Annotated in this window: 21 protein-coding genes; 18 read left to right on the top strand and 3 right to left on the bottom strand. The window is 45.9% G+C overall.

Features of this window, described 5'->3' with window-relative positions:
* Nucleotides 1–11: 11 nt before the first annotated feature.
* Nucleotides 12–677, bottom strand: coding sequence for a PAS domain-containing protein (locus MSG38_RS04090; protein WP_065676814.1), 666 nt, complete (start codon nucleotides 675–677; stop codon nucleotides 12–14).
* 596 nt (nucleotides 678–1,273) lie between these two features.
* On the opposite strand from MSG38_RS04090, the gene phnC reads away from it, so the two are divergent.
* From phnC to MSG38_RS04020, 14 genes are all read left to right on the top strand, one after another.
* Nucleotides 1,274–2,086 carry a phosphonate ABC transporter ATP-binding protein gene (gene phnC / locus MSG38_RS04085; RefSeq protein WP_017067518.1) on the top strand — a complete coding sequence of 271 codons (813 nt, stop codon included), beginning with the start codon at nucleotides 1,274–1,276 and terminating at the stop codon, nucleotides 2,084–2,086.
* A gap of 17 nt (nucleotides 2,087–2,103) precedes the next feature.
* Nucleotides 2,104–3,099, top strand: coding sequence for a phosphonate ABC transporter substrate-binding protein (gene phnD, locus MSG38_RS04080; RefSeq protein ID WP_248401067.1), 996 nt, complete (start codon nucleotides 2,104–2,106; stop codon nucleotides 3,097–3,099).
* A gap of 59 nt (nucleotides 3,100–3,158) precedes the next feature.
* Nucleotides 3,159–3,938, top strand: coding sequence for a phosphonate ABC transporter, permease protein PhnE (phnE, locus tag MSG38_RS04075; RefSeq protein WP_048612996.1), 780 nt, complete (start codon nucleotides 3,159–3,161; stop codon nucleotides 3,936–3,938).
* Between the two features lie 68 nt (nucleotides 3,939–4,006).
* Nucleotides 4,007–4,702: a phosphonate metabolism transcriptional regulator PhnF gene (gene phnF, locus MSG38_RS04070; RefSeq protein ID WP_248401066.1), complete on the top strand. Its 696-nt coding sequence runs from the start codon at nucleotides 4,007–4,009 to the stop codon at nucleotides 4,700–4,702.
* A complete protein-coding gene (gene phnG, locus MSG38_RS04065; RefSeq protein WP_059019138.1) occupies nucleotides 4,703–5,149 on the top strand; it encodes a phosphonate C-P lyase system protein PhnG in 447 nt (148 codons plus the stop codon).
* A 144-nt stretch (nucleotides 5,150–5,293) separates the two neighbouring features.
* Nucleotides 5,294–5,914, top strand: a complete 621-nt coding sequence (phnH, locus tag MSG38_RS04060) for a phosphonate C-P lyase system protein PhnH (protein WP_248401065.1) — start codon at nucleotides 5,294–5,296, stop codon at nucleotides 5,912–5,914.
* Nucleotides 5,899–7,020, top strand: coding sequence for a carbon-phosphorus lyase complex subunit PhnI (locus MSG38_RS04055; RefSeq protein WP_248401063.1), 1,122 nt, complete (start codon nucleotides 5,899–5,901; stop codon nucleotides 7,018–7,020). Before phnH ends, MSG38_RS04055 begins: the two co-directional genes overlap by 16 nt.
* Nucleotides 7,017–7,937, top strand: a complete 921-nt coding sequence (locus MSG38_RS04050; protein ID WP_282450300.1) for an alpha-D-ribose 1-methylphosphonate 5-phosphate C-P-lyase PhnJ — start codon at nucleotides 7,017–7,019, stop codon at nucleotides 7,935–7,937. Before MSG38_RS04055 ends, MSG38_RS04050 begins: the two co-directional genes overlap by 4 nt.
* Complete coding sequence (gene phnK, locus MSG38_RS04045) at nucleotides 7,934–8,761, top strand: phosphonate C-P lyase system protein PhnK (protein ID WP_017066704.1); 828 nt, start codon at nucleotides 7,934–7,936, stop codon at nucleotides 8,759–8,761. Before MSG38_RS04050 ends, phnK begins: the two co-directional genes overlap by 4 nt.
* A 10-nt stretch (nucleotides 8,762–8,771) precedes the next feature.
* On the top strand, nucleotides 8,772–9,497 hold the full coding sequence (phnL, locus tag MSG38_RS04040) for a phosphonate C-P lyase system protein PhnL (protein ID WP_248401062.1): 726 nt from the start codon (nucleotides 8,772–8,774) through the stop codon (nucleotides 9,495–9,497).
* 15 nt (nucleotides 9,498–9,512) lie between these two features.
* Complete coding sequence (phnM, locus tag MSG38_RS04035) at nucleotides 9,513–10,646, top strand: alpha-D-ribose 1-methylphosphonate 5-triphosphate diphosphatase (RefSeq protein ID WP_248401060.1); 1,134 nt, start codon at nucleotides 9,513–9,515, stop codon at nucleotides 10,644–10,646.
* 3 nt (nucleotides 10,647–10,649) lie between these two features.
* A complete protein-coding gene (gene phnN, locus MSG38_RS04030; protein ID WP_248401056.1) occupies nucleotides 10,650–11,306 on the top strand; it encodes a ribose 1,5-bisphosphokinase in 657 nt (218 codons plus the stop codon).
* Nucleotides 11,303–12,070, top strand: coding sequence for a phosphonate metabolism protein PhnP (phnP, locus tag MSG38_RS04025; protein ID WP_248401054.1), 768 nt, complete (start codon nucleotides 11,303–11,305; stop codon nucleotides 12,068–12,070). The genes phnN and phnP overlap by 4 nt, the downstream gene beginning before the upstream one ends.
* Entirely contained in the window at nucleotides 12,067–12,708 is a 642-nt protein-coding gene (locus MSG38_RS04020; protein WP_248401052.1) for a DapH/DapD/GlmU-related protein, read from the top strand. Before phnP ends, MSG38_RS04020 begins: the two co-directional genes overlap by 4 nt.
* 109 nt (nucleotides 12,709–12,817) lie before the next feature.
* On the opposite strand, the gene MSG38_RS04015 is transcribed toward MSG38_RS04020, so the two are convergent.
* Entirely contained in the window at nucleotides 12,818–13,705 is an 888-nt protein-coding gene (locus MSG38_RS04015; protein ID WP_248401050.1) for a LysR family transcriptional regulator, read from the bottom strand.
* A gap of 66 nt (nucleotides 13,706–13,771) precedes the next feature.
* The gene (locus MSG38_RS04010; RefSeq protein ID WP_248401049.1) at nucleotides 13,772–15,214 is read right to left on the bottom strand and encodes a sugar porter family MFS transporter; all 1,443 of its coding nucleotides are present in this window, start codon (nucleotides 15,212–15,214) and stop codon (nucleotides 13,772–13,774) included.
* A gap of 559 nt (nucleotides 15,215–15,773) precedes the next feature.
* Between MSG38_RS04010 and iolE the strand changes: the two genes are divergently transcribed.
* The 4 genes from iolE to iolC all read left to right on the top strand — a co-directional run bounded on the left by iolE (nucleotide 15,774) and on the right by iolC (nucleotide 20,916).
* The gene (gene iolE / locus MSG38_RS04005) at nucleotides 15,774–16,667 is read left to right on the top strand and encodes a myo-inosose-2 dehydratase (RefSeq protein ID WP_248401048.1); all 894 of its coding nucleotides are present in this window, start codon (nucleotides 15,774–15,776) and stop codon (nucleotides 16,665–16,667) included.
* Nucleotides 16,668–16,781: 114 nt separating this feature from the next.
* Complete coding sequence (gene iolD, locus MSG38_RS04000; protein ID WP_248401047.1) at nucleotides 16,782–18,653, top strand: 3D-(3,5/4)-trihydroxycyclohexane-1,2-dione acylhydrolase (decyclizing); 1,872 nt, start codon at nucleotides 16,782–16,784, stop codon at nucleotides 18,651–18,653.
* An 88-nt stretch (nucleotides 18,654–18,741) separates the two neighbouring features.
* Nucleotides 18,742–19,920, top strand: a complete 1,179-nt coding sequence (locus MSG38_RS03995; protein ID WP_248401046.1) for a Gfo/Idh/MocA family oxidoreductase — start codon at nucleotides 18,742–18,744, stop codon at nucleotides 19,918–19,920.
* A gap of 9 nt (nucleotides 19,921–19,929) precedes the next feature.
* Nucleotides 19,930–20,916, top strand: coding sequence for a 5-dehydro-2-deoxygluconokinase (iolC, locus tag MSG38_RS03990; RefSeq protein WP_059019121.1), 987 nt, complete (start codon nucleotides 19,930–19,932; stop codon nucleotides 20,914–20,916).
* The last annotated feature ends 189 nt before the right edge of the window (nucleotides 20,917–21,105 follow it).

Raw genomic sequence — 21,105 nt, 5'->3', positions numbered from 1 at the left:
AATTATTGGTTTTATTCTGATTTAAATTCACGGATAAACTTGTAAACCGCCTGTCGGCTGATCCCAAGTTGCTCTGATACTTGTGTAGTCGTCTCTTTTAGCTCAAATACTCCGTTATCAAATAAACAACGAATGATGGCTTTATTGCGACCTTTGGAAGAAACCGACTCGTCTTGGTCAACCTCGTTAATGGCTGAACTCAATGCTTGCTGAATCACATCATTTGCATTGTTGCTGAATGTCTCGCTGACAATGGCTTGTGGCACATTGCACTGCGGCATTAGCGTTTTGACGATTTCTGGAAATGGGAAAGATAAGTTCATGTTGATACACAGCATGCCGATCGGCTTTTGTTGTGGACCAGCCAGTACGCAGGTAGTCGATTTCAGTAGGGATCCGTCTGCTGCATTGGTGAAGTAGCTTTTTGGAGAAACTTCGCCAGTCTTCTCGAATGCACTCCACATGCGTAAACCTAAATCGGTGATCGGTGAACCAATTTCACGCCCCGTATGATGACCATTGACGATCTTCACGACTGAGTTTTCTAAGCTTTCAAATGAATGGATGACTACTTCACAGTAGGGGCCAATCAAATCGGCAATTGTGTCTGCTAAGCGGAAGTAATTGCTTAAGCATTCTCTGTCTTCATCGGTGAATCGAACCTGTTTTACATTCATGATTTCGGTTTACATTTTTGAACTCAATGACTGAAATCTACTCCTTTGGTGGTATTTTCACAATACGCAGTAAACTTCTGTAAACCTGACGTAGACGTCTAAAACATCAACAAATCGTAAGTTTTAGAGCTAAATCATGAGCGAAATTTGAACATGATCACTCGAAATAGGTAAATTAGGTTTAATTTCTTAAACTTCATCAAGGTTTACATATTTAAAACCAAAGATTGCATTTTTGAAGGCTTTAATGATCTAGAACAAATTTTCGATTGAGGTGAAACGAGCATTCCATAATGGGATGCTTTTTTATATGTGAGCTTGTTAGTTATTGGAGGTGTGTATCTATTACTTGGAGAACTCCAAGACGCTGCGATTTTTATTGAGCTTTTTATTGTCAAATTACTGTGAATTACCTCCGTATATAAGTTGATATTCTCCCGCGAATTCCTTGATTTTTTGGTATTTAAAACAGCGAGTTAAGCTTGTCTAGACAAGTTGACTAACCCCTTGAAATATTTCATTTCTGCAAATAAACCGACACGTAACTTTAATATTCAAACGTCAAAGTGGCCTTAAATCAAACAGGGACATTGACGATGAATAACATCATTGAAGTTAAGAAGGTCAACAAAACATTCGGTTCGAACAAGGCACTGAATGGCATCAATTTGACGATTACCAGTCGTAAGATGACGGCGCTACTTGGTCCGTCTGGTTCAGGTAAATCTACACTGCTTCGTCACTTAAGCGGTCTGATCATCGGAGATAAAAGCACCGACTCTCAAATTAACGTGCTTGGCCAAACGGTACAGGCGAACGGTAAGGCAGACAGCAATGTCCGCGACATCCGTGCGCAAGCGGGTTACATCTTCCAACAATTCAATCTCGTTAACCGCTTATCTGTGATGACCAATGTACTGATTGGCGCACTGAGCTCTACACCTAAGTGGCGCACTCTGACGGGTATTTTTACGGTTGAACAACAGCAAGAAGCGCTTGAAGCACTGCGTCGCGTTGGTATGGAAGATTTTGCAGGCCAACGCGTTGGTAACCTATCAGGTGGCCAACAACAGCGTGTCGCAATCGCACGTGCGCTGATGCAGAAAGCCAAAATCATTTTTGCCGATGAGCCAATTGCTTCGCTTGATCCAGAATCAGCACGCATCGTGATGGAGCTGCTTACGGATATCAATCAAAAGGAAGGCATTCCTGTCATCGTAACACTCCACCAAGTCGACCACGCTCTTAAGTATTGCGAAAACATCATCGCGCTTAAAGACGGTCAAGTGTTCTACGAAGGAAAGAGTGCGGAACTGACTAAACCTCAGCTTGAAGATCTATATCGTTCTAAAAAATCGACAAACACGCCACATATTCAACCTAACGACGTGCTCGCTGCGTCTTTTTAAGTATCAGGGAATTTAAGATGTTTCATTCAATGAAATCAGGAATTAAGAAGGCAGTGACACTAGCAACCGTGTTGATGACGACACTCACTGCTGGCCACGCTTTTGCTAAAGATTCGATTAACTTTGGCATCATCGCTACCGATGCACAACAAAACTTGCGTAGCCGCTGGGAGCCTCTTTTGGATGATCTAGGTAAAGCGTTAGGCATGCCAGTGAACGCCTATTTCGCCCCCGATTACGCAGGCATCATTCAGGCACAACGTTTTGGCAAAGTGGATTTTGCTTACTACGGAAACAAGGCGGCAATGGAAGCTGTTGACCGTGCAAACGCTGAAGCCTTCGTTCGTTACATCGATGAAGATGGCTTACAGGGTTATTACAGCTTACTGATTGTTAACGCTGAAAACGACAACATCAACACGCTTGAAGATGTTCTAGAGCAACACAAAACACTCAAGCTTGGTAATGGCGATCCTAATTCTACTTCGGGATTCCTCGTTCCGAACTTCGAAGCATTTGCCAACAATGGCATCTCCGCGAATGACTTTCACCGCAATGTGACCGCAAGCCATGGCGCTAACGTGATGGCCGTAGCGAATAACCAAGTCGATGTCGCAACTAATCACACCATGAGCCTTATTCGCATTGAAGATCAGAACCCTGAGCTGTTTAGCAAGCTCAAGGTGGTTTGGCAGTCAGAGCTTATTCCATCAGATGTGATTACCTACCGTAAAGACTTAGATGAAGGCTTGAAACAAAAGGCGCGTGATTTCTTCGTGAGCTACGGCGAACAGCCTGAGCAGCTTAAAAACCTAAATCAACTGGCTTGGTCTGGCTTTGCTGCTACCGATAACAACCAACTACTGCCTATTCGTCAAATGGAAGCGTTTAAAAAGCTGGTTGAAGCGGAAAACAACAGCAACCTTAGCGAGAAAGTGAAAGCCGATCGTATGACGCAATACCAAGCCGAAATCGACCAGCTGCAAACAGAAATTGATGCGCTGAAAGGTTAATCCAATTCCCCTGCGCCGCTGTGGCGGCGCTATAAAAGAGTATGAGAACAATGACTGCAATGACTCAACGTTACGAGCCTTCATCAAAGCTGTCGATTAAAAACGGCGTGATTGCTGTGATAGCACTACTGGTCCTTAGCTGGGCGTGGCAAGGCGCAGAAATGGCACCAATGATGTTCTTCGAGCACCCAGAGAACATGGTTCAGCTAGGTAAAGACTTTTTCCCTGCTGACTTTAGTGAAAGCAATGTGTACTTAACCGAAATGCTAGTGACGATTCAAGTGGGCATTTGGGGAACCGTGTTATCGATTCTGTTAGCGATTCCATTCGGCATTCTGAGTGCTGAAAACCTGATGCCGAGCTGGGTGACATTTCCAATTCGTCGATTGATGGACTGTTTACGCGCTATCAATGAAATGGTGTTTGCAATGCTGTTTGTCGTGGTTGTCGGATTAGGGCCATTTGCAGGCGTGATGGCGCTGTTCATTCACACAACGGGCGTGCTTGCCAAGCTCTTTGCTGAAGCGATTGAAGCGATTGAACCCGGACCGATGGAAGGTGTGAAAGCGACAGGAGCGAATCCTATCGAAGTGATTCTTTACGGCGTGATTCCACAGGTGTTGCCACTTTGGATTTCGTACTCACTGTATCGCTTGGAGTCGAACATTCGCTCGGCAACGGTTGTCGGCATGGTTGGCGCAGGGGGCATCGGTGTGCTGCTTTGGCAATCTATTTCAGGTTTCCAGCTGCAACAAACCGCCGCAATCATGGCGATTGTTATTGTGACGGTAAGCATTATCGACTTCGTTTCTCAAATCATTCGTAAGAAGTTTATCTAGGCATCTCAGATGCCTATTTAACCAAACTTGTCTAGATAAGTGATTGAATTTTAGGAAAGGAAACCCTTATGCCCGTTTACTTAGATATTGCCTCAGAGCTTGAAAAGGAAGTGAAAGACCACTTTGTGCCAGGTGACTACTTACCACCTGAATCCAAATTGGCTGAGCGCTTTGCAGTAAACCGTCACACGCTTCGCCGCGCAGTCGATGAACTCGTGTCAACGGGCTTGATTCAACGCCACCAAGGCAAAGGCAACATGGTGATTCGTCAGCCAAGTGAATATCGACTTCACTCGGGAGCACATTTCACCAAGAACCTGATTGAGCAAGGTGCGATGCCAAGATGTGAGGTGCTTCAGTCTCGCCTTATCAATGTTTCTCCCAAGATTGCGGGCTATTTGAAGATTGAAGAGGGGAGCAAGGTTATTCACATCCGTACCCTGCGAAAAACCGGAGATACACCGAGAACCATCATCGACCACTACCTACCCAATGTGGAGTGGTGGCCGATTCTCAAGAACTTCACTAACGGTTCTTTGCACCAATTTATTCAGCGTGGCTTGGATACTGATTTAGAGCGAAAAGAGACTCGAGTGGGCGCGAAAACCCCAACCAATGAAGAGTGTCGTTTGTTGCAAATCAGCACCAGTACACCGCTACTCAAAATTAAAACCACCAACGTAATCAAAGGCACGCAAGTGATAGCGGAATTTTCAAGTTCGAACACCCGTGCCGATGCAACCGAAATTGTAATGGAGCACTAAATGACAGCTTTGAAAGAGCGACAAAAGTGGATGTCAGTACTCGCGCAGAGCCAGTTCTCAGAATTGAAAACGCGCTGGGAAGAATTAGGGCTAGACGCAGAATACGCAATGGTTCGCCAACCAGAGATTGGTTTAGCACAAGTGCGTGCACGTATGGGCTCAACAGGCCGCCAGTTCAACATGGGGGATGTCACGATTACTCGCGCCGTTATCAAGCTAACGAGTGGAGAGCTTGGTTTCAGCTACCTACAAGGGCGAAGCAAGCCTCATGCAGAGCTAGCAGCGGTCGTCGATGCCCTGATGCAAAACGGACAGCAAGCCGAAGTGATCAACACGCAACTGATAGAGCCTTTGGCAGCGATGAAACATGAAAGAGACAGTCAACGTCGCCAAGAAGTGGCTTCAAGCAAAGTGGACTTTTTTACTATGGTTCGTGGTGAAGACTAGGTCCGCGGAGAAGACGAGCTTCGCGAAGAAGACTAGGTCTACGGCGAAAACTGGCTTAGTTAAGAAAAAGCTTCGCAAGCAAGCCTAAGAACCCATGTCATTCAAGAATAAGATTAACGAATTAAACAGGTTAGAACGAATTCAATGAGTATGATTTCTCCTGCATTTCAAGATGCAGTTCATGACAGTCAGCAGTGCTTTCGATTGCTGCTCAAGGCGATGTCTGAACCCGGTACCGTCGTAACACTAAATCGTTGCGAAGGCTTTGGTTCAATGATGAGTGCAGCCGCTCAAACGCTACTTTCCATGGCCGACAATGCAACGCCGATCTGGCTATCTTCGACATTAAAAGCTGATCACGCGGTGACTGAAAACATCAAGTTTCACATTGGCGCACCGATTGTAGAGCAGACTCAACAAGCGAGCTTTGCTGCGATTTCAGCACAAGATCTACAGGATGTTGATTGGTCAGTACTGACATTCAATCTCGGCAACGAAGAGTACCCAGATACCTCAACAACAGTTGTGATAGAGGTTGAAAGCTTAACGTCTGGAGCTGAGCTGTCTCTGAGTGGCCCGGGTATTCAAAGTGAACAAGCTGCGTTTTTTAGCGGATTACCGGCGGGCTTTATTGCTCACCTTAAAGAACGCCAATCATTGGTGAAGTTCCCATTAGGTGTTGACTTTATCTTTGTGGCGAACCAGCAAGCGCTGTGTTTGCCTCGTACAACTAAAGTGGAGGCGACAACATGTACGTTGCTGTAAAAGGTGGTGAAAAGGCCATTAGTTTGGCGCACCAACTGCAAGCGAAGAAGCGTCGCGGCAATCCTGAATTACCAGAGTTAAGCGTTGAACAGATTCAAGAACAGCTGTCAGGTTCGGTAGACCGAGTGATGACGGAAGGCGGAATTTATGACAAACAACTTGCGGCATTAGCCATCAAACAAGCCGCGGGCGATTTGGTTGAAGCTATCTTCTTGTTGCGTGCTTATCGCACCACGTTACCTCGCCTGATCACTGCGCAACCCGTTGATACCAATACAATGCGAATTGAACGTCGTATTTCAGCAACCTATAAAGATTTACCGGGCGGTCAGATCTTAGGTCCAACCTACGATTACACGCACCGCTTATTGGATTTCAGCCTACTTGCCGAAGGTGAAACACCGCAGATCCCTACGCAAAATGTGACTGACTCTGAACCTTGCCCTCAGGTGCTGGGCATTCTTGAAAACCTCGACATGATGTTGACCGAAGAAGATGACCAACAAGTACCAGAAGACATCACCATGAATCCGGTGAACTACCCATGTAACCGCAGCGCACGCCTACAAAACTTGGTGCGCGGCGATGAAGGTTTCTTATTGGCGCTGAGTTACTCAACCCAACGTGGCTATGGTCGTAATCACCCATTCGCGGGCGAGATTCGTACGGGCTTTTCAACGCTATCGATTGAGCCTGAAGAGCTTGGTTTCAGTATCGATATTGGCGAAATTGAACTGACAGAGTGTCAGATGATCAATGGCTTTGTTGGTAATAAACAGAACAAAGCTAAGTTGACTCGCGGCTACGGCTTAACATTTGGTGCGACTGAACGTAAAGCAATGTCGATGGCATTGGTTGACCGTTCTTTGCAAGCCGCAGAATACGACGAGCCTGTCGATGGCCCAGCTCAAGATGAAGAGTTCGTGCTTTCTCACTCAGACAACGTAGAAGCCGCAGGCTTTGTCTCTCACCTTAAACTTCCTCACTACGTCGATTTTCAAGCAGAACTGGAACTGCTGAGAAAAATGCACAAAGAGCACGATGAATTGATGGCTCAGCCAGGTAATGACGAACAAGGTAATGATGTACAAGGAGGTCAGTCATGAACACAGCAACGCTTAATGCACCGATAGGTAACGATTTAGCGCCATTCAATACTGAAGAAACAGCATCTCAGAGCCCAGTAGGTGCGACGGGTTATAACTACGGTTACCTTGATGAGCAAACCAAGCGCATGATTCGTCGTGCTTTGCTTAAAGCGGTTTCTATTCCGGGTTATCAAGTGCCATTTGGTGGGCGCGAAATGCCAATGCCTTATGGTTGGGGAACGGGTGGTGTTCAGATCACCGCTGCAATAATTGGCCAGCCAGACACGCTAAAAGTGATTGACCAAGGTGCAGATGACACAACAAACGCCGTGTCGATTCGTGAGTTCTTCAAGTCCATCGCCAGTGCAAACACGACTGAAAAAACGACGGAAGCGAGCATTATTCAGACTCGTCACCGTATCCCTGAAGTTGATCTTCAAGAAGATCAGATCTTGGTGTATCAGGTGCCGATCCCAGAGCCGCTGCGCTTTATTGAGCCACGTGAAACTGAGACTCGTAAAATGCATGCGCTGCAAGAGTACGGAATCATGCACGTCAAACTGTATGAAGACATCGCTCGTTTTGGCCACATCTCTACGGCTTACGCTTACCCAGTGCGAGTAAACAATCGCTACATCATGGATCCATCGCCAATTCCTAAATTCGATAATCCAAAAATGGACAACATGGCAGCACTACAACTGTTTGGCGCCGGTCGTGAAAAGCGTATTTACGCCGTTCCTCCTTACACCAAGGTTCAAAGTCTAGATTTTGAAGATCACCCATTTGAGATTCAACAATGGGACGAGCCATGTGCGATTTGTGGTTCGACGGATACTTTCCTTGATGAAGTCGTTATGGATGACCAAGGCTCACATATGTTCGTGTGTTCAGACACGGATTACTGTCGCGAACAACAGGAGAACAACGCATGAACGCTGTGACGAATATGAAACACGAATGGAACCAGTCAGAGCAGCCTCTGTTGTCTGTCTCTAATCTCACCAAGCTTTATGCGCCGGGTAAGGGCTTTCAGAACGTATCTTTTGACCTTTTCCCTGGAGAAGTGTTAGGCATTGTGGGTGAATCGGGCTCGGGTAAAAGTACCTTATTGAAGTCGCTTTCTGGCCGTCAAACACCAGACAGCGGTGAAGTGATTTACTTGCGTGGTGACGCGGATAAGCAAATCTCACAACTGGAAGATTTATACCAAATGGCGGAAAGCCAGCGTCGTCACTTGCTGCGTACCGAGTGGGGCGTGGTGCACCAACACCCAATGGATGGCTTACGCGGCCGAGTGTCGGCGGGCGGCAACATTGGTGAACGCCTAATGGCCGTAGGCGAACGTAACTATGGCGAAATTCGTGAGAAATCCGCGAAATGGCTAGGTGATGTTGAGATCCCAACGGATCGAATGGATGACATGCCGACGACTTTCTCTGGCGGTATGCAGCAGAGATTACAGATCGCACGCAACCTTGTGACTCACCCTAAGTTGATCTTTATGGATGAGCCGACAGGTGGCTTGGATGTGTCGGTACAAGCCAAGTTGCTCGATCTTCTTCGCCGTTTGGTGACAGAGCTTGAATTGGCCGTGGTGATCGTAACCCACGATCTTGCTGTGGCTCGTTTGCTTGCCCATCGACTCATGGTGATGCGCCGCAGTGAAGTAGTAGAAAGCGGCCTTACTGATCAAGTGCTTGATGATCCTCAACATCCATACACACAACTGCTAGTTTCTTCTGTATTGCAGAATTAAGGACGATGACATGAATACCAAATTAACCGTAAACAACGTCAGCAAAACCTTTGTGCTGCACAATCAAAATGGTGTTGAACTACCAGTATTAACAGGCGCTAACTTCTCAGTAGACAGTGGTGAATGTGTGGTTCTGCACGGTCATTCAGGTTCTGGTAAATCAACGCTATTGCGCGCGCTATATGCCAACTACCTAGTGGACTCTGGCTCAATTAACGTTGTACACCAAGGCAGTACGCTCGATCTTGCGAAGGCAACCCCAAGAGAAATCATCAACGTACGTCAACACACCATAGGTTGGGTGAGCCAGTTCTTACGTGTGATTCCACGTATCAGTGCACTGGAAGTAGTGATGCAACCTATGTTGGAAATGGGTGGCTGCGCGCAAGAAGCACAAGAGAGAGCTAAGTTACTGCTGACTCGCTTAAACGTACCTGAGCATTTGTGGCACTTAGCGCCTGCAACCTTTTCAGGCGGTGAACAGCAGCGTGTAAACATCGCACGTGGTTTTATTGTTGATTACCCAATCCTCCTGCTTGATGAGCCAACGGCTTCGCTTGATGCAACCAACAGTGCGGTGGTCGTGAGTTTGATTGAAGAAGCCAAAGCGGGCGGCGCTGCAATCATCGGTATCTTCCATGATGAAGCAACGCGAGATTTGGTCGCTGACCGCCTGTATGACGTGAAGCTACAAAAAGACATTTCACCAAAACAACTCACCACAGCGTGTGCGTAAAGGGAGCTGACGCAAATGATTATTACCAACGTAAATCTGGTGCTTGAAAATGAAGTTGTGCGTGGCTCGGTTGAGCTGCGAGACGGCGTGATCGCCAACATGTCTGACTCGACAAGCCAACTTCCGGGTGCCTTTGATGGTGAGAATGGCTTCTTGATGCCGGGTTTAATTGAGTTGCATACCGACAATCTAGAGAAGTACTTCACGCCAAGACCAAAGGTAAACTGGCCACCGCTTTCGGCAATGAGCGCGCATGATACTCAGCTGATTGGGTCGGGCATCACTACTGTGCTTGATGCAGTTGCTTTGGGAGACTACCGAGATGGCAATCGCCAAGAGAATCTCGACCAGTTTATTAATACCGTAGCAGAAAGCCAGAAACGTGGTTTAACCCGTGCCGAGCACCGTATTCACTTGCGTTGTGAAGTGCCGCACTCGACCACCGTTGGCTTGTTTGAGCGTTACGTGAATATGCCAGAAGTACAGTTGGTGTCTTTGATGGATCACGCGCCGGGTCAGCGTCAATTTGTGAACATTGATAAGTACCGTACTTACTATCAGGGCAAGTACAACATGACGGATGCTGAAATGGCGGCCTACGAAAAAGACCAGGTTGCTCAGTCACAGCGTTGGTCGAAACAGAACCGTGATGAGATCACCCGTCAGTGTCGTGATTTGAACATTCCAACCGCAAGCCATGATGATGCAACCAGCGCGCATGTCACGGAATCTAAAGAGTTGGGCATGGTTATCGCAGAGTTTCCAACCACAGTTGAAGCGGCAAAGCGTTCTCACGAATTGGGCTTGAAGGTAATGATGGGTGCGCCAAACGTGATTCGTGGTGGTTCGCATTCGGGTAACGTCGCAGCGCATGAACTGGCGTCTTTGGGCGTGTTGGATATTTTGTCTTCCGATTATTACCCAGTGAGCTTGTTAGACGCGGTATTTACGCTAGTGAATGATGAGCGCAATAACCTCGATGTAGCACAAGCGGTACAATTGGCGACATTGAACCCAGCACAAGCTCTTGGCTTAACTGACCGTGGTGTCATCGCGGAAGGTAAGCGTGCTGACTTGGTGCTAGCGCATCGTTTGGAGGATCACCAATTAGTATCTCGTGTGTGGCGTGAAGGCAAGAAGGTATTCTAATCCATGTCTAAAGGTTACTCATTTGATGTGAATGGGGTGGTGAACGCTGCCCCTAAAGCTGACAAACCAGGTCAGCTTTATTACGTAATTGGTCCTTCTGGAGCTGGTAAAGATTCAATTATCTCAGCGCTACGAGAGCAGTTTGTTGAAGACTTGGTGGTCGCTCATCGCTACATCACACGGGCGGCCGATGCTGGTGGCGAAAACCACGTAGAGCTCAGTGATGATGAATTCTTCATTCGTTATTCACGCAATATGTTCGCGATGAGTTGGCAAGCGCACGGCATGAGTTACGGCATTGGCCAAGAAGTGTATCAATGGATGGATGCCGGTTTGAGTGTCGTGGTTAATGGCTCACGTGCGTATTTGGATGCGGCAAGAGAGTTGTTTGGCGAACGATTAGTCCCTGTTGTGGTGAGCGTTAACCCCGAGGTGTTAGAAGCACGCTTGCGAGCTCGCGGACGAGAGAGTGAAGCGCAGATAGCCCTTCGCTTACAACGTGCGGCAGACTATTGTATCGATTCAGCATCAGGCTCATCGGCTCTCAATAATACGCTGTGTATTGATAATAGCGGCACGCTTGAGCAGAGCATTGCGCAGTTTTCCCGTTTAAAAGAACAAGCTGAAAAGCTCGCAGAACCCATAGGTGGTGTCGCATGAAGCTAACCATGTTAGGCACAGCCAACAGTGCGATGGTACCAGTTTACGGGTGTGATTGTTCGGTGTGTGTTTCTGCCCTTGAAGAACCAAGTTTAAGACGAGAAAAGTCATCAGCGTTCCTTGAACATAATGGCAAGTTTCTGCTGTTGGATGCTAATGCACCTGACCTGATGCGTCGTTTCCCAGCGGGCTCGATAGACAAGATCTTATTGACTCATTACCACATGGATCATGTCCATAGTTTGTTTGATCTTCGCTGGGGCGCTGGCGATAAGATCTCGGTGATTTCACCGGATGACCCGCTTGGCTGCGACGATCTATATAAACACCCAGGTATCTTGGACTTTTCCTTGCGAGCACAAGCATTCAAATCGTTTGATTGGCAGGGAATCACCATCACGCCTGTGCCACTCAATCACTCTAAACTTTGTCTTGGTTATTGCTTCGAATTCGATGGCAAGCGCTTGGCTTATTTAACCGACACGGTAGGGCTGCCAAAACAAACCGAGCGTTGGTTGAAAGAGTTTCCCGTTGATTGGTTAATTACCGATTGTAATTACTCGCCAATTGAAGACCCTCAGGCTCGAGCTAGCCTAAACCACAACGACTTCCACCATATTTTAGACATCAATGAAACCTGTCGCCCCACAAATCTGGGCTTGATTCATGTGAGTCACCACATGCTTGGCTGGGCTGAGCAACATCCACAAGCCTTTTCAGAGCGACTGCGCATTCTCAACGATGGCGAGGAGATAACCCTATGAGCCAACCACTTTCCCCTACCTTAAACTGCGAACCTAGCGTTTCGGATAGCAGTAAACTACACAATGTTGAGCTAGGACGTTGGACAGAAATCGCTGACCGTTGCGTGCTAAATAACGTGCAAGTTGGAGATTACAGCTACATCCAAAACGACTGTAACCTGATGTTTACCGAGATTGGTAAATTCACATCTATCGCGGCGGCGGTTCGCCTGAACCCGAGCAATCATCCATGGTGGCGTCCAACGTTGCATCATTTCACTTATCGCCCGGGCAAGTATCAACTAGGCGAAGACCCTACTTCATTGGACGATGAGGTGTTCTCGTGGCGTGAGGAAGACAAAGTACAGGTTGGACACGATGTGTGGATTGGTCACGGCGTGATTGTTCTTCCGGGTATTACGATTGGCAATGGCTCGATTATCGGCGCGGGTAGTGTGGTGACCAAAGACGTACCGCCATACTCGATTGTGGTAGGTAACCCTGCCAAAGTGCTGCGCCCTCGGTTTGACGACCCTAGCTATGCCGAGCGGCTAGAAAGCCTTGAATGGTGGCATTGGAATGATGAAAAGCTCGCTGAGGCTTTGCCACTTTTCCAAAAAGACTGCGGCGAATTTTTGAGTCACTTTGAGCAAGTTTAAACTCGATATCCTTTAAATCTTAAAACGAAAAAGCAGCCTAAGTGGCTGCTTTTTGTTTACGATGGAAAGTAAAAATTTTGATTGATTCAAGTAATCAGTTCTTTGATGCTCAATGTTTCGCCAATAAGAAATCTTTAAAATGAATAGCAACGGCGGATGCGGTTATGGCTGGTTGGTAGTACATATTTAGGCTCCAAATACTGGTGTCATAGCATTCAAAAATAGGCACTAGTGTTTTGTCATTGATGTGATTTTCTACCAAAAATTGCGGCAGATAAGCGATACCAGTTCCGTTCAGCGCAGCTTGAAGCAGTAGGTCACTATCATTAACTTCCAACGACTTAGGGATTTTAATTATCTGGCACTCATTGTCCTTAGTGAATACCCAGTCATTACTTCCGGTGAGCGTCGTTGCAAAGAGGCATAAATGAGTTTTTAATTCAGAAGGGCTTTGTGGGATATTGTTTCTAGCAAGATATTCTGGAGAAGCGACGACGACAAAGGGGCTCTGCATTATTTCACGACGAACTAGGTGTAAGTCTTTTTCTCGATAGCCTTGATAGGATGCGTTCGCACTGATCGTAATATCACTGTCGGCGGCATGATCAAGTGCCCATGGTGAAATGTTGAGATTAAAAGTGACCTCGGGGTTAGTGCTGAGATATTCGCTGATGTGATTCATTAAAAAATGATTGGCGTAAACTGGGGTGCAAATTACATCAATATGACCTTTATCGTGTTTTTGATAGTCTTGCATGGTACGCATGATGGTTTCAGATTGGTCAACGAGCACTGAAAACTCATCAAATAAAGTTTGACCCGCAGGGGTGGGTTTTAACAAGCGGTTGTTACGTCGATACAGTGGCATTCCAAATTTTTGCTCAAGTTCCTGAAGCCAGCGGCTACCTGCTGATACTGATATGTTGAGCTTGCGAGCTGCGGCTGAAATTGACCCTGTGCGTACAACGTAAATAAAAAATGCCATTTTATCTAACATCAAAATCTCCTAGATCGAGTAAACGAAAAGGCAGGCAATGTTTAAAATGCCTGCCTTTAATACTATTTACACCGTTGCTTCTGCTGTTTTACTTGGAACTTTTTTACCTAATTTTTTAGCCATTACTTTTTCCATGTCTTCAAGGGCAACTCCTTTCGTCTCTGGAACGTACTTAACAACGACTACCATACAAATCAGGGACAACGCTGCGAATACCCAAAAGGCGAAAGCGCCGTTAAAGTTTTCTTTCAGATATGGGTTTTCGTTAAGCATTGGGAAGCTTTGAGTCACAATAAATCCTGTAAACCATTGTGCACCCACGGCGATAGCCATTGCTCTTGAACGAATACTGTTTGGGAAGATTTCTGAGATCATCGTCCAACATGCACAGCCCCAGGATGTGGCATAAGCGACTACATACAAACACAGTGCAAACAGTGCTGCGTAACCTTCCGTTCCGGTATAGAGCACATATCCGACGATTGTCATGCCGAGTGCACAGCCCAAAGTTCCGTATTTCATGAGCGGTAGGCGACCAACTTTGTCGATTAAGTACATACCTAATCCGTTACCAAGAATGAACACCACACCTACAAATGTTGTTTGGAACAACGCGTTCTCGGTACCACCCGCAATAGGTTTTAGAATTTCTGGTGTGTAATACATAATGACGTTGATACCAGTAAGTTGCTGAGCTGCCGCAACAAATGTACCGATGACAAGAATGGAAAAAAGAAGGGGAGAGCGTAAGCTTATTTTACTGTTTTTTGATGCATTTGCAGGGAGTAAAGATTTTTGGATCTCGAGGATAACTCTGTCTGCATGTTCTGGGTTGGAAATTCGAGAGAGTGTTTCTTTTGCCTTACCAATTTGTCCCTTGAGTACTAGCCAGCGCGGGGATTCTGGAATCATGATTAATAGACAGCCGAACAGTGTCGCTGGCAATACTTCAGAAGCGAGCATCCAACGCCATCCAACATCAACCAACCAGGCTTCAGACATCCCTTTCGCAATTAGGTAGTTAACGTAGAACACACCAGTTTGGCCTATAACCGCTGATTGTTGAAACATACTGACTGCTCGACCGCGAAAATCTTTTGGTGCAACCTCAGACATGTACATTGGGGACACCACACAAGCGATACCAACTGCCACACCGCCGATGATTCTGAGTAACACATAGATGGTAAATGTAGGTGCGATAGCGGAACCGATGGCGGAGATGATAAACAATACAGCAGACAAAAAGAGTGCACTTCGACGACCGTATTTGAGGGCAACGGTTCCTGCGGATACAGCTCCGATAATACTTCCTAAAACTACGCTAGATACTGCCCAACCCGTTTGAGCGGGTGTTAAACCAAAGTGATCTCTGATTGGCCCGATTGCTCCAGATATTACGGCAGTATCGTAGCCGAGTAGGATCCCCCCTAGTGCGGCGATACAACAAATTCTAACTATGTAAGCGATATTATGTTTGTGAGACTGTGTCCCATTATTAGGTGACATTACATACTCCTTTGTATTGTCCATACACTCTCTTAACCATCAAATAAGTTAGTGCTGGGCGATTATTCGATACTCGGTGAATGTAGGGTTAGAGTATCGAATTAATAACTCGCCAATGAATTTAGTAATAATAATAAATAGATTTGATAAATATTTTTCATTTTAGCGATGTTGAGAATCATAATAGCTCAGAATGACTACGGCTATTAAATTAATGTCTCTTTGGTCAATAATGTTAACCTGATCAAGGTGTGGAAAATATTTTTCAAATGCATTAATTTTACTAAGTTATTGTTTTTAATTGTATTAAATTAATTGTGATCTGTGCCATTCTTTTCTCGAAACCCCCGTAAACACTCGCTTTTTCCATATAATTTTAAAAATTAAAAACAAATTTATCAAAATGAAAAATATTTTTCATTAGGTTCGGTTTGGATTATATTGAATCTCAGTGAAGCAAACCTGTTTGGCCAAAATATCGATCAGATGCAATGAACCTATCTAATTGAAATTTTACTGGCCTAAGTAAAATTAAATATAAAAATTTTGGAGTACGACCATGAGCAAAGTTCAATACGGAATTAGCCCTTTAACTTGGACAAACGATGACATGCCAGAACTGGGTGGTGAGATCCCGTTGGAGACATGTTTGAGTGAAATGTCTGAGTCTGGCTTTACTGGTACCGAGCTAGGCACTAAATACCCGAGAGATCCGGAAACTCTTATTCCTTTGTTGAAAAATCACAACCTAGTATTGGCATCTGGTTGGTTCAGCGGAAATTTGATGACATCAAGTGCAGAAGAAGAAATTGCAGAAATGCAAGGTCATATCTTGCTGCTTAAAGCTGCTGGTTGCAAAGCGATGGTTTACGGCGAAGTGAGTAATACAGTGCATGGCGACATCAGCAAGCCGTTATCATCTCGCGTGATTTTGACTGAGGAAGAGTGGAAAACTTACGCTGAAAAATTAACTACTGTTGCTGATTATCTGTTGAATAAACATGACATCAAGCTTTCTTTCCACCATCACGTAGGAACGATTGTTGAGACAGAAGAAGATATCAATCGTTTGATGGAAGCTACAGGTGATTCTGTTTATCTGACACTTGATACAGGCCACATTACTTATGGTGGTGGCAACCCTGTCAATGTTATTGAGCGTTGGGGTCATCGTATCGGTCATATGCATTTTAAAGACCTTCGTATTGAAGTTATGAACGCAGCTCGTGATGCTGATAAATCATTTTTAAACGCAGTGCTTGATGGGGTATTCACTGTTCCTGGTACTGGTGATGTGAATTACGACGACGTGTTTGCTGCACTAAAAGCGCGTAATTATGAAGGCTGGCTACTGGTAGAAGCGGAGCAAGATCCTGCTAAAGCACACCCGCTTACGTTTGCTAAAACGGCTTACGAGAACATCACGGGTTACGCAAATAAATACGGCTTGTAATAACAAATGGCTTATTGAGGGGCTATCTCCCCAATAAGCCAGAGTCGACACATGGACAATACGTAATTGGCAAGGTAACGCGGCAATTACGTATCAGAAAGATCGAGGAAGAAGATGAAAACTGTACGCCTAACCGTTGCTGAAGCCTTAGCTAAATATCTTGCAGCGCAGAAAATTGTAGTCGATGGAAAAGAAGAGCAATTATTTGGTGCTGCTTTCGCCATTTTTGGTCACGGTAATGTGACATGTTTTGGTCAACAGCTAAAAAACATCGAAGAAAAAATCCCAACCTGGCGTGGTCAAAATGAGCAATCAATGGCTACGGCTGCCATCGCTTATGCAAAAGCGAATAAGCGTCAACGTATAGGTATTGCGACCAGCTCAATTGGCCCTGGTGCCACTAATATGGTTACTGCAGCGGGTATTGCCCATACAAACCGCCTGCCATTATTACTTATCTCTGGTGATGCTTATGTAAGCCGTCTTCCAGATCCTGTCTTGCAACAGCCGGAAAACTTTGAAGATCCATCGGTGACCTCTAACGACGCATTCAAACCATTGACTCGTTACTGGGATCGCGTGTTGTCGCCTGCCCAATTGATGCATACGCTTCCACAAGCACTAGATACTATGCTTGACCCTGCGACTTGTGGACCTGTTTTCCTTGGATTGCCGCAAGATGTTCAAGGTATTGCTTACGATTTCCCAGAGATATTTTTCGAAGAGAAATGTCATCGTATCCGTCGCCCTGAGCCGGAAATGGTCGTACTAGAAGAAGCGAAAGAGATCTTAATTAAAGCTAAGAAGCCTTTGATTATTTCAGGTGGCGGCGTGCACTACTCACTTGCAACCGATGAACTAGCCGCGTTCGCAGCTAAGCATAACATCCCTGTTGTCGAAACTATTGCAGGCCGTGCCACCATGCTGCAAGACAATCCACTTAATGCTGGGCCTATCGGCGTTACTGGCTCTAACTCTGCTAACCATATGGCTAACGAAGCTGATGTCGTACTTGCGATTGGTACACGTTTACAAGATTTCACTACGGGATCTTGGAGCGTATTTAAAAATCCAGAAATGCAGCTAGTTAGTATTAACGTGGCCAAATTTGATGCGATTAAGCATCGCTCTCATCCCGTTATTGGTGATGCGAAAACCAGTATGACGAAATTGTCTGGTCTTTTGGCTGACTGGCGATCAGGTGATGAGTGGTCTTCAAAAGCGAAAGTAGAAGCCGATGAGTGGAAAGCGTTAGTTCAACGTCGTACTCACCCACAAGCCGGTGAATTACTTGAAGGCACCTCTTCTTATGCTGAAGTGATTGGCAAGCTAAACCGCAGTATGGAAGAGGGCGATACAGTATTAACTGCCGCTGGCGGTTTGCCTGCTGAACTGTCCATGAACTGGCAGAATTACCAAATCGGTAAATTTGATATCGACTTTGGGTACTCATGTATGGGATATGAGATCGCGGGTGGTTGGGGGGCGAAAATCGCCAACCCAGATAATGATGTTGTGGTTCTTGTCGGTGATGGTTCGTACCTTATTCAAAATTCAGATATTTACTCGTCGGTTCTTACTGGCCATAAAATGATCGTCGTCGTTTGTGACAATGGCGGCTTCGCTGTTATCAACAAGCTTCAAAATAATACGGGTAATGAATCATTCAATAACCTGCTGGAAGATTGTCGCCGCCCAGACGGAGAGTTAGCTCGTGTTGACTTTGCTAAGCATGCAGAAGCACAAGGTGCCATCAGCGAAAAATTGACCTCTATTATCGACTTTGATGCAGCATTTGCAAGAGCGAAAGAAGCTGACCGTACCTACGTTATCGTTGTGGACATTGACCCAGTATCTCCTGCGGCATGGTCGAAATGTGATTGCTGGTGGGAAGTGGGGCTTCCTGAGGTTACGCGTAACGAAGAGACCGCAAAGAAAGTCGCTGATTGGGAAGAGGGCCGTGCGGCTCAGCGTCGCGGTGTTTAATCAAGAATATCCAAAATTAAAATCACAATAACTTTAACCACTGATACATCACTCAATCAGTCGATGTATCAGATAACGGAGCAAGATTATGTTTAATGAAGAACGTCGTTTTGAACAACCTCTACGCTGGGCAATGATCGGTGGTGGACGTGGCAGTCAGATTGGTTATTCACACCGAAATGCTGCACAACGAGATGGACTGTTTAAGCTTGTTGCTGGCGCTTTTGATTTAGATGCAGGGCGCTGCAGAGACTTTGGAACCAACTTAGGATTAGACCCTGAGCGTTGTTATGCGAATTACAAAGAGATGTTCGCAGCAGAAGCACAACGTGAAGACGGGATTCAGGCTGTATCTATTGCCACGCCAAACTCTACGCACTACGAGATTTGTAAGGTAGCACTCGAAGCAAACCTTCATGTTGTTTGTGAAAAACCTATCACATTTACATCTGAAGAGGCGGAAGAACTAAAAGTTATCGCCGAGCAAAACAATCGAGTGATTGGCGTGATGTATGGCTACAGCGGCTTCCCTATGGTGCAGCAAGCTCGTGAAATGGTACAGCGTGGCGACTTAGGTGACATCCGCGTTATCAATATGCAGTTTGCTCATGGTTTCCACAACGAAGAGTACGAACTTAACGACCCTGGCTTGAAATGGCGTGTAAGCCCAGAAGTATCAGGTCCAACGTATGTGCTGGGTGATATCGGTACGCACGCATTTTACTTGTGCGAAGTGATGACTGGCCTTGAAGTAGACCGCTTAGCTTGTATGCGTCAGAGCTTTATTAAGTCACGTACACCGTTAGAAGATAACGCACACGTAATGATGGAATTCAAAGGTGGCGCAGTAGGCACACTTTGGGCTTCTGCGGTAAATGCTGGCTCTATGCACCAACAAAAAATCAGAATTGTAGGCTCTAAAGCATCGATTGAGTGGTGGGATGAGCAACCAAACCAACTGCGCTTAGAAGTGCAAGGTGAACCATCGCGTATTCTTGAACGTGGTATGGGCTACTTGCACCAAGATGCGCCTGGCGTCGCTGTAAACCGAGTGGGCGGTGGTCATGCTGAAGGTTACTTCGAATCTTGGGCGAACCTGTACCACCGTTTTGCACTTGCGTTTGACGCGGCAGAGCGTGACGACCAGCAAGCGCTGTCTGATATTTGGTTCCCTGGTATTGATGCGGGCATCGAAGGTGTACGTTTATGTGAGAAGTGCGTTGAGTCTGCGGACCAAAACGCTGCTTGGGTTGAATACAGCAGATAGGAACTGACTATGACAAAGATTGCACTTCCAAAAGATCGCAAGCTGGATGCCATCGTATTAGGCCGAGCTGGCGTTGATCTCTACGCTCGCGAATTCAATACCGACATGGCTGATATATCAGGCTTTAACAAATTCGTTGGCGGCTCTGCAGCAAACATCGCAGTAGCAGTTAGTCGTTTGGGTGGTAGAACAGGCTTTATTGGTTGCGTGGCAAATGACGCGTTTGGTGACTACGTAAAAGGTTATATGCAGGATCAAGGTATCAACCTTGACGGAATGATGACTGATGACACGGGCTCTCGAACTTCTGTTGCATTTACTGAGATGAAGCCAAGCGACTGTACAGTGCTGATTTATAGAAACAACGCATCAGACCTAACCATAAAACCAGAACAGGTGAGCGCAGAGTATATCGCGAGTTCTAAAACTCTGGTTGTAACTGGTACCGCACTTTCAGAGAGCCCAAGCCGTGAAGCTACGCTCATTGCTATGGAGCATGCTCGTCGAGCCGGCACGGTGGTGATCCTTGATGTTGATTACCGTCCATACTCTTGGCGCACAGATGTCGATGCATCCATTTATTACGGTATTGCTGCGGGTTTATCTGACATTGTCATCGGCAATCGTGAAGAGTTCGACATGATGGAAACGGTCTTGGCACCCGGTAATCAAGATGATGACCAAACGGCAGAACGATTTTTACGTGAAAACACTCAAGTGGTTGTGATCAAGGCTGGAGAGCTTGGTTCTAAAGTGTATTGCAAAGATGGCTATAAGTTTGAACAAGGCATCTTCCGAGTCAAGGTGAATAAACCATTTGGTTCTGGGGATTCGTTTGCTGGTGGTCTTATTTGGACGCTTATCAATGACGGTGAACTTGAGGATGGTGTTCGTCATGGTTCGGCTGCTGCGGCAATTAATGTGAGTGGCGAAAGCTGTACTGAGGCAATGCCAACCAAGGAAGAACTGCTCGATTTTATTGAGAGCCGAGCGTAACGATTTTGACTTGAACCTTCTTTACAGATCAAGGAATGAGTCAGTCGGATCGGTAATTTTCTCAGCCATTAATACGTTCAGTTATTAATACGCTTTGGATTACGAACCATCTCGGTCCGACATTTTTATTCGTTTTGAATTAAATAATAAGAACTATGTTGAGTTGCAACGACGACTCGATGAATGAGG

The sequence above is a fragment of the Vibrio sp. 1CM24A genome (assembly GCF_023161725.1).
Lineage (GTDB): Bacteria > Pseudomonadota > Gammaproteobacteria > Enterobacterales > Vibrionaceae > Vibrio > Vibrio coralliirubri.
The sequence above is the reverse complement of the archived record's forward strand: the minus strand, read 5'-3'. Positions and strand labels throughout refer to the sequence as shown.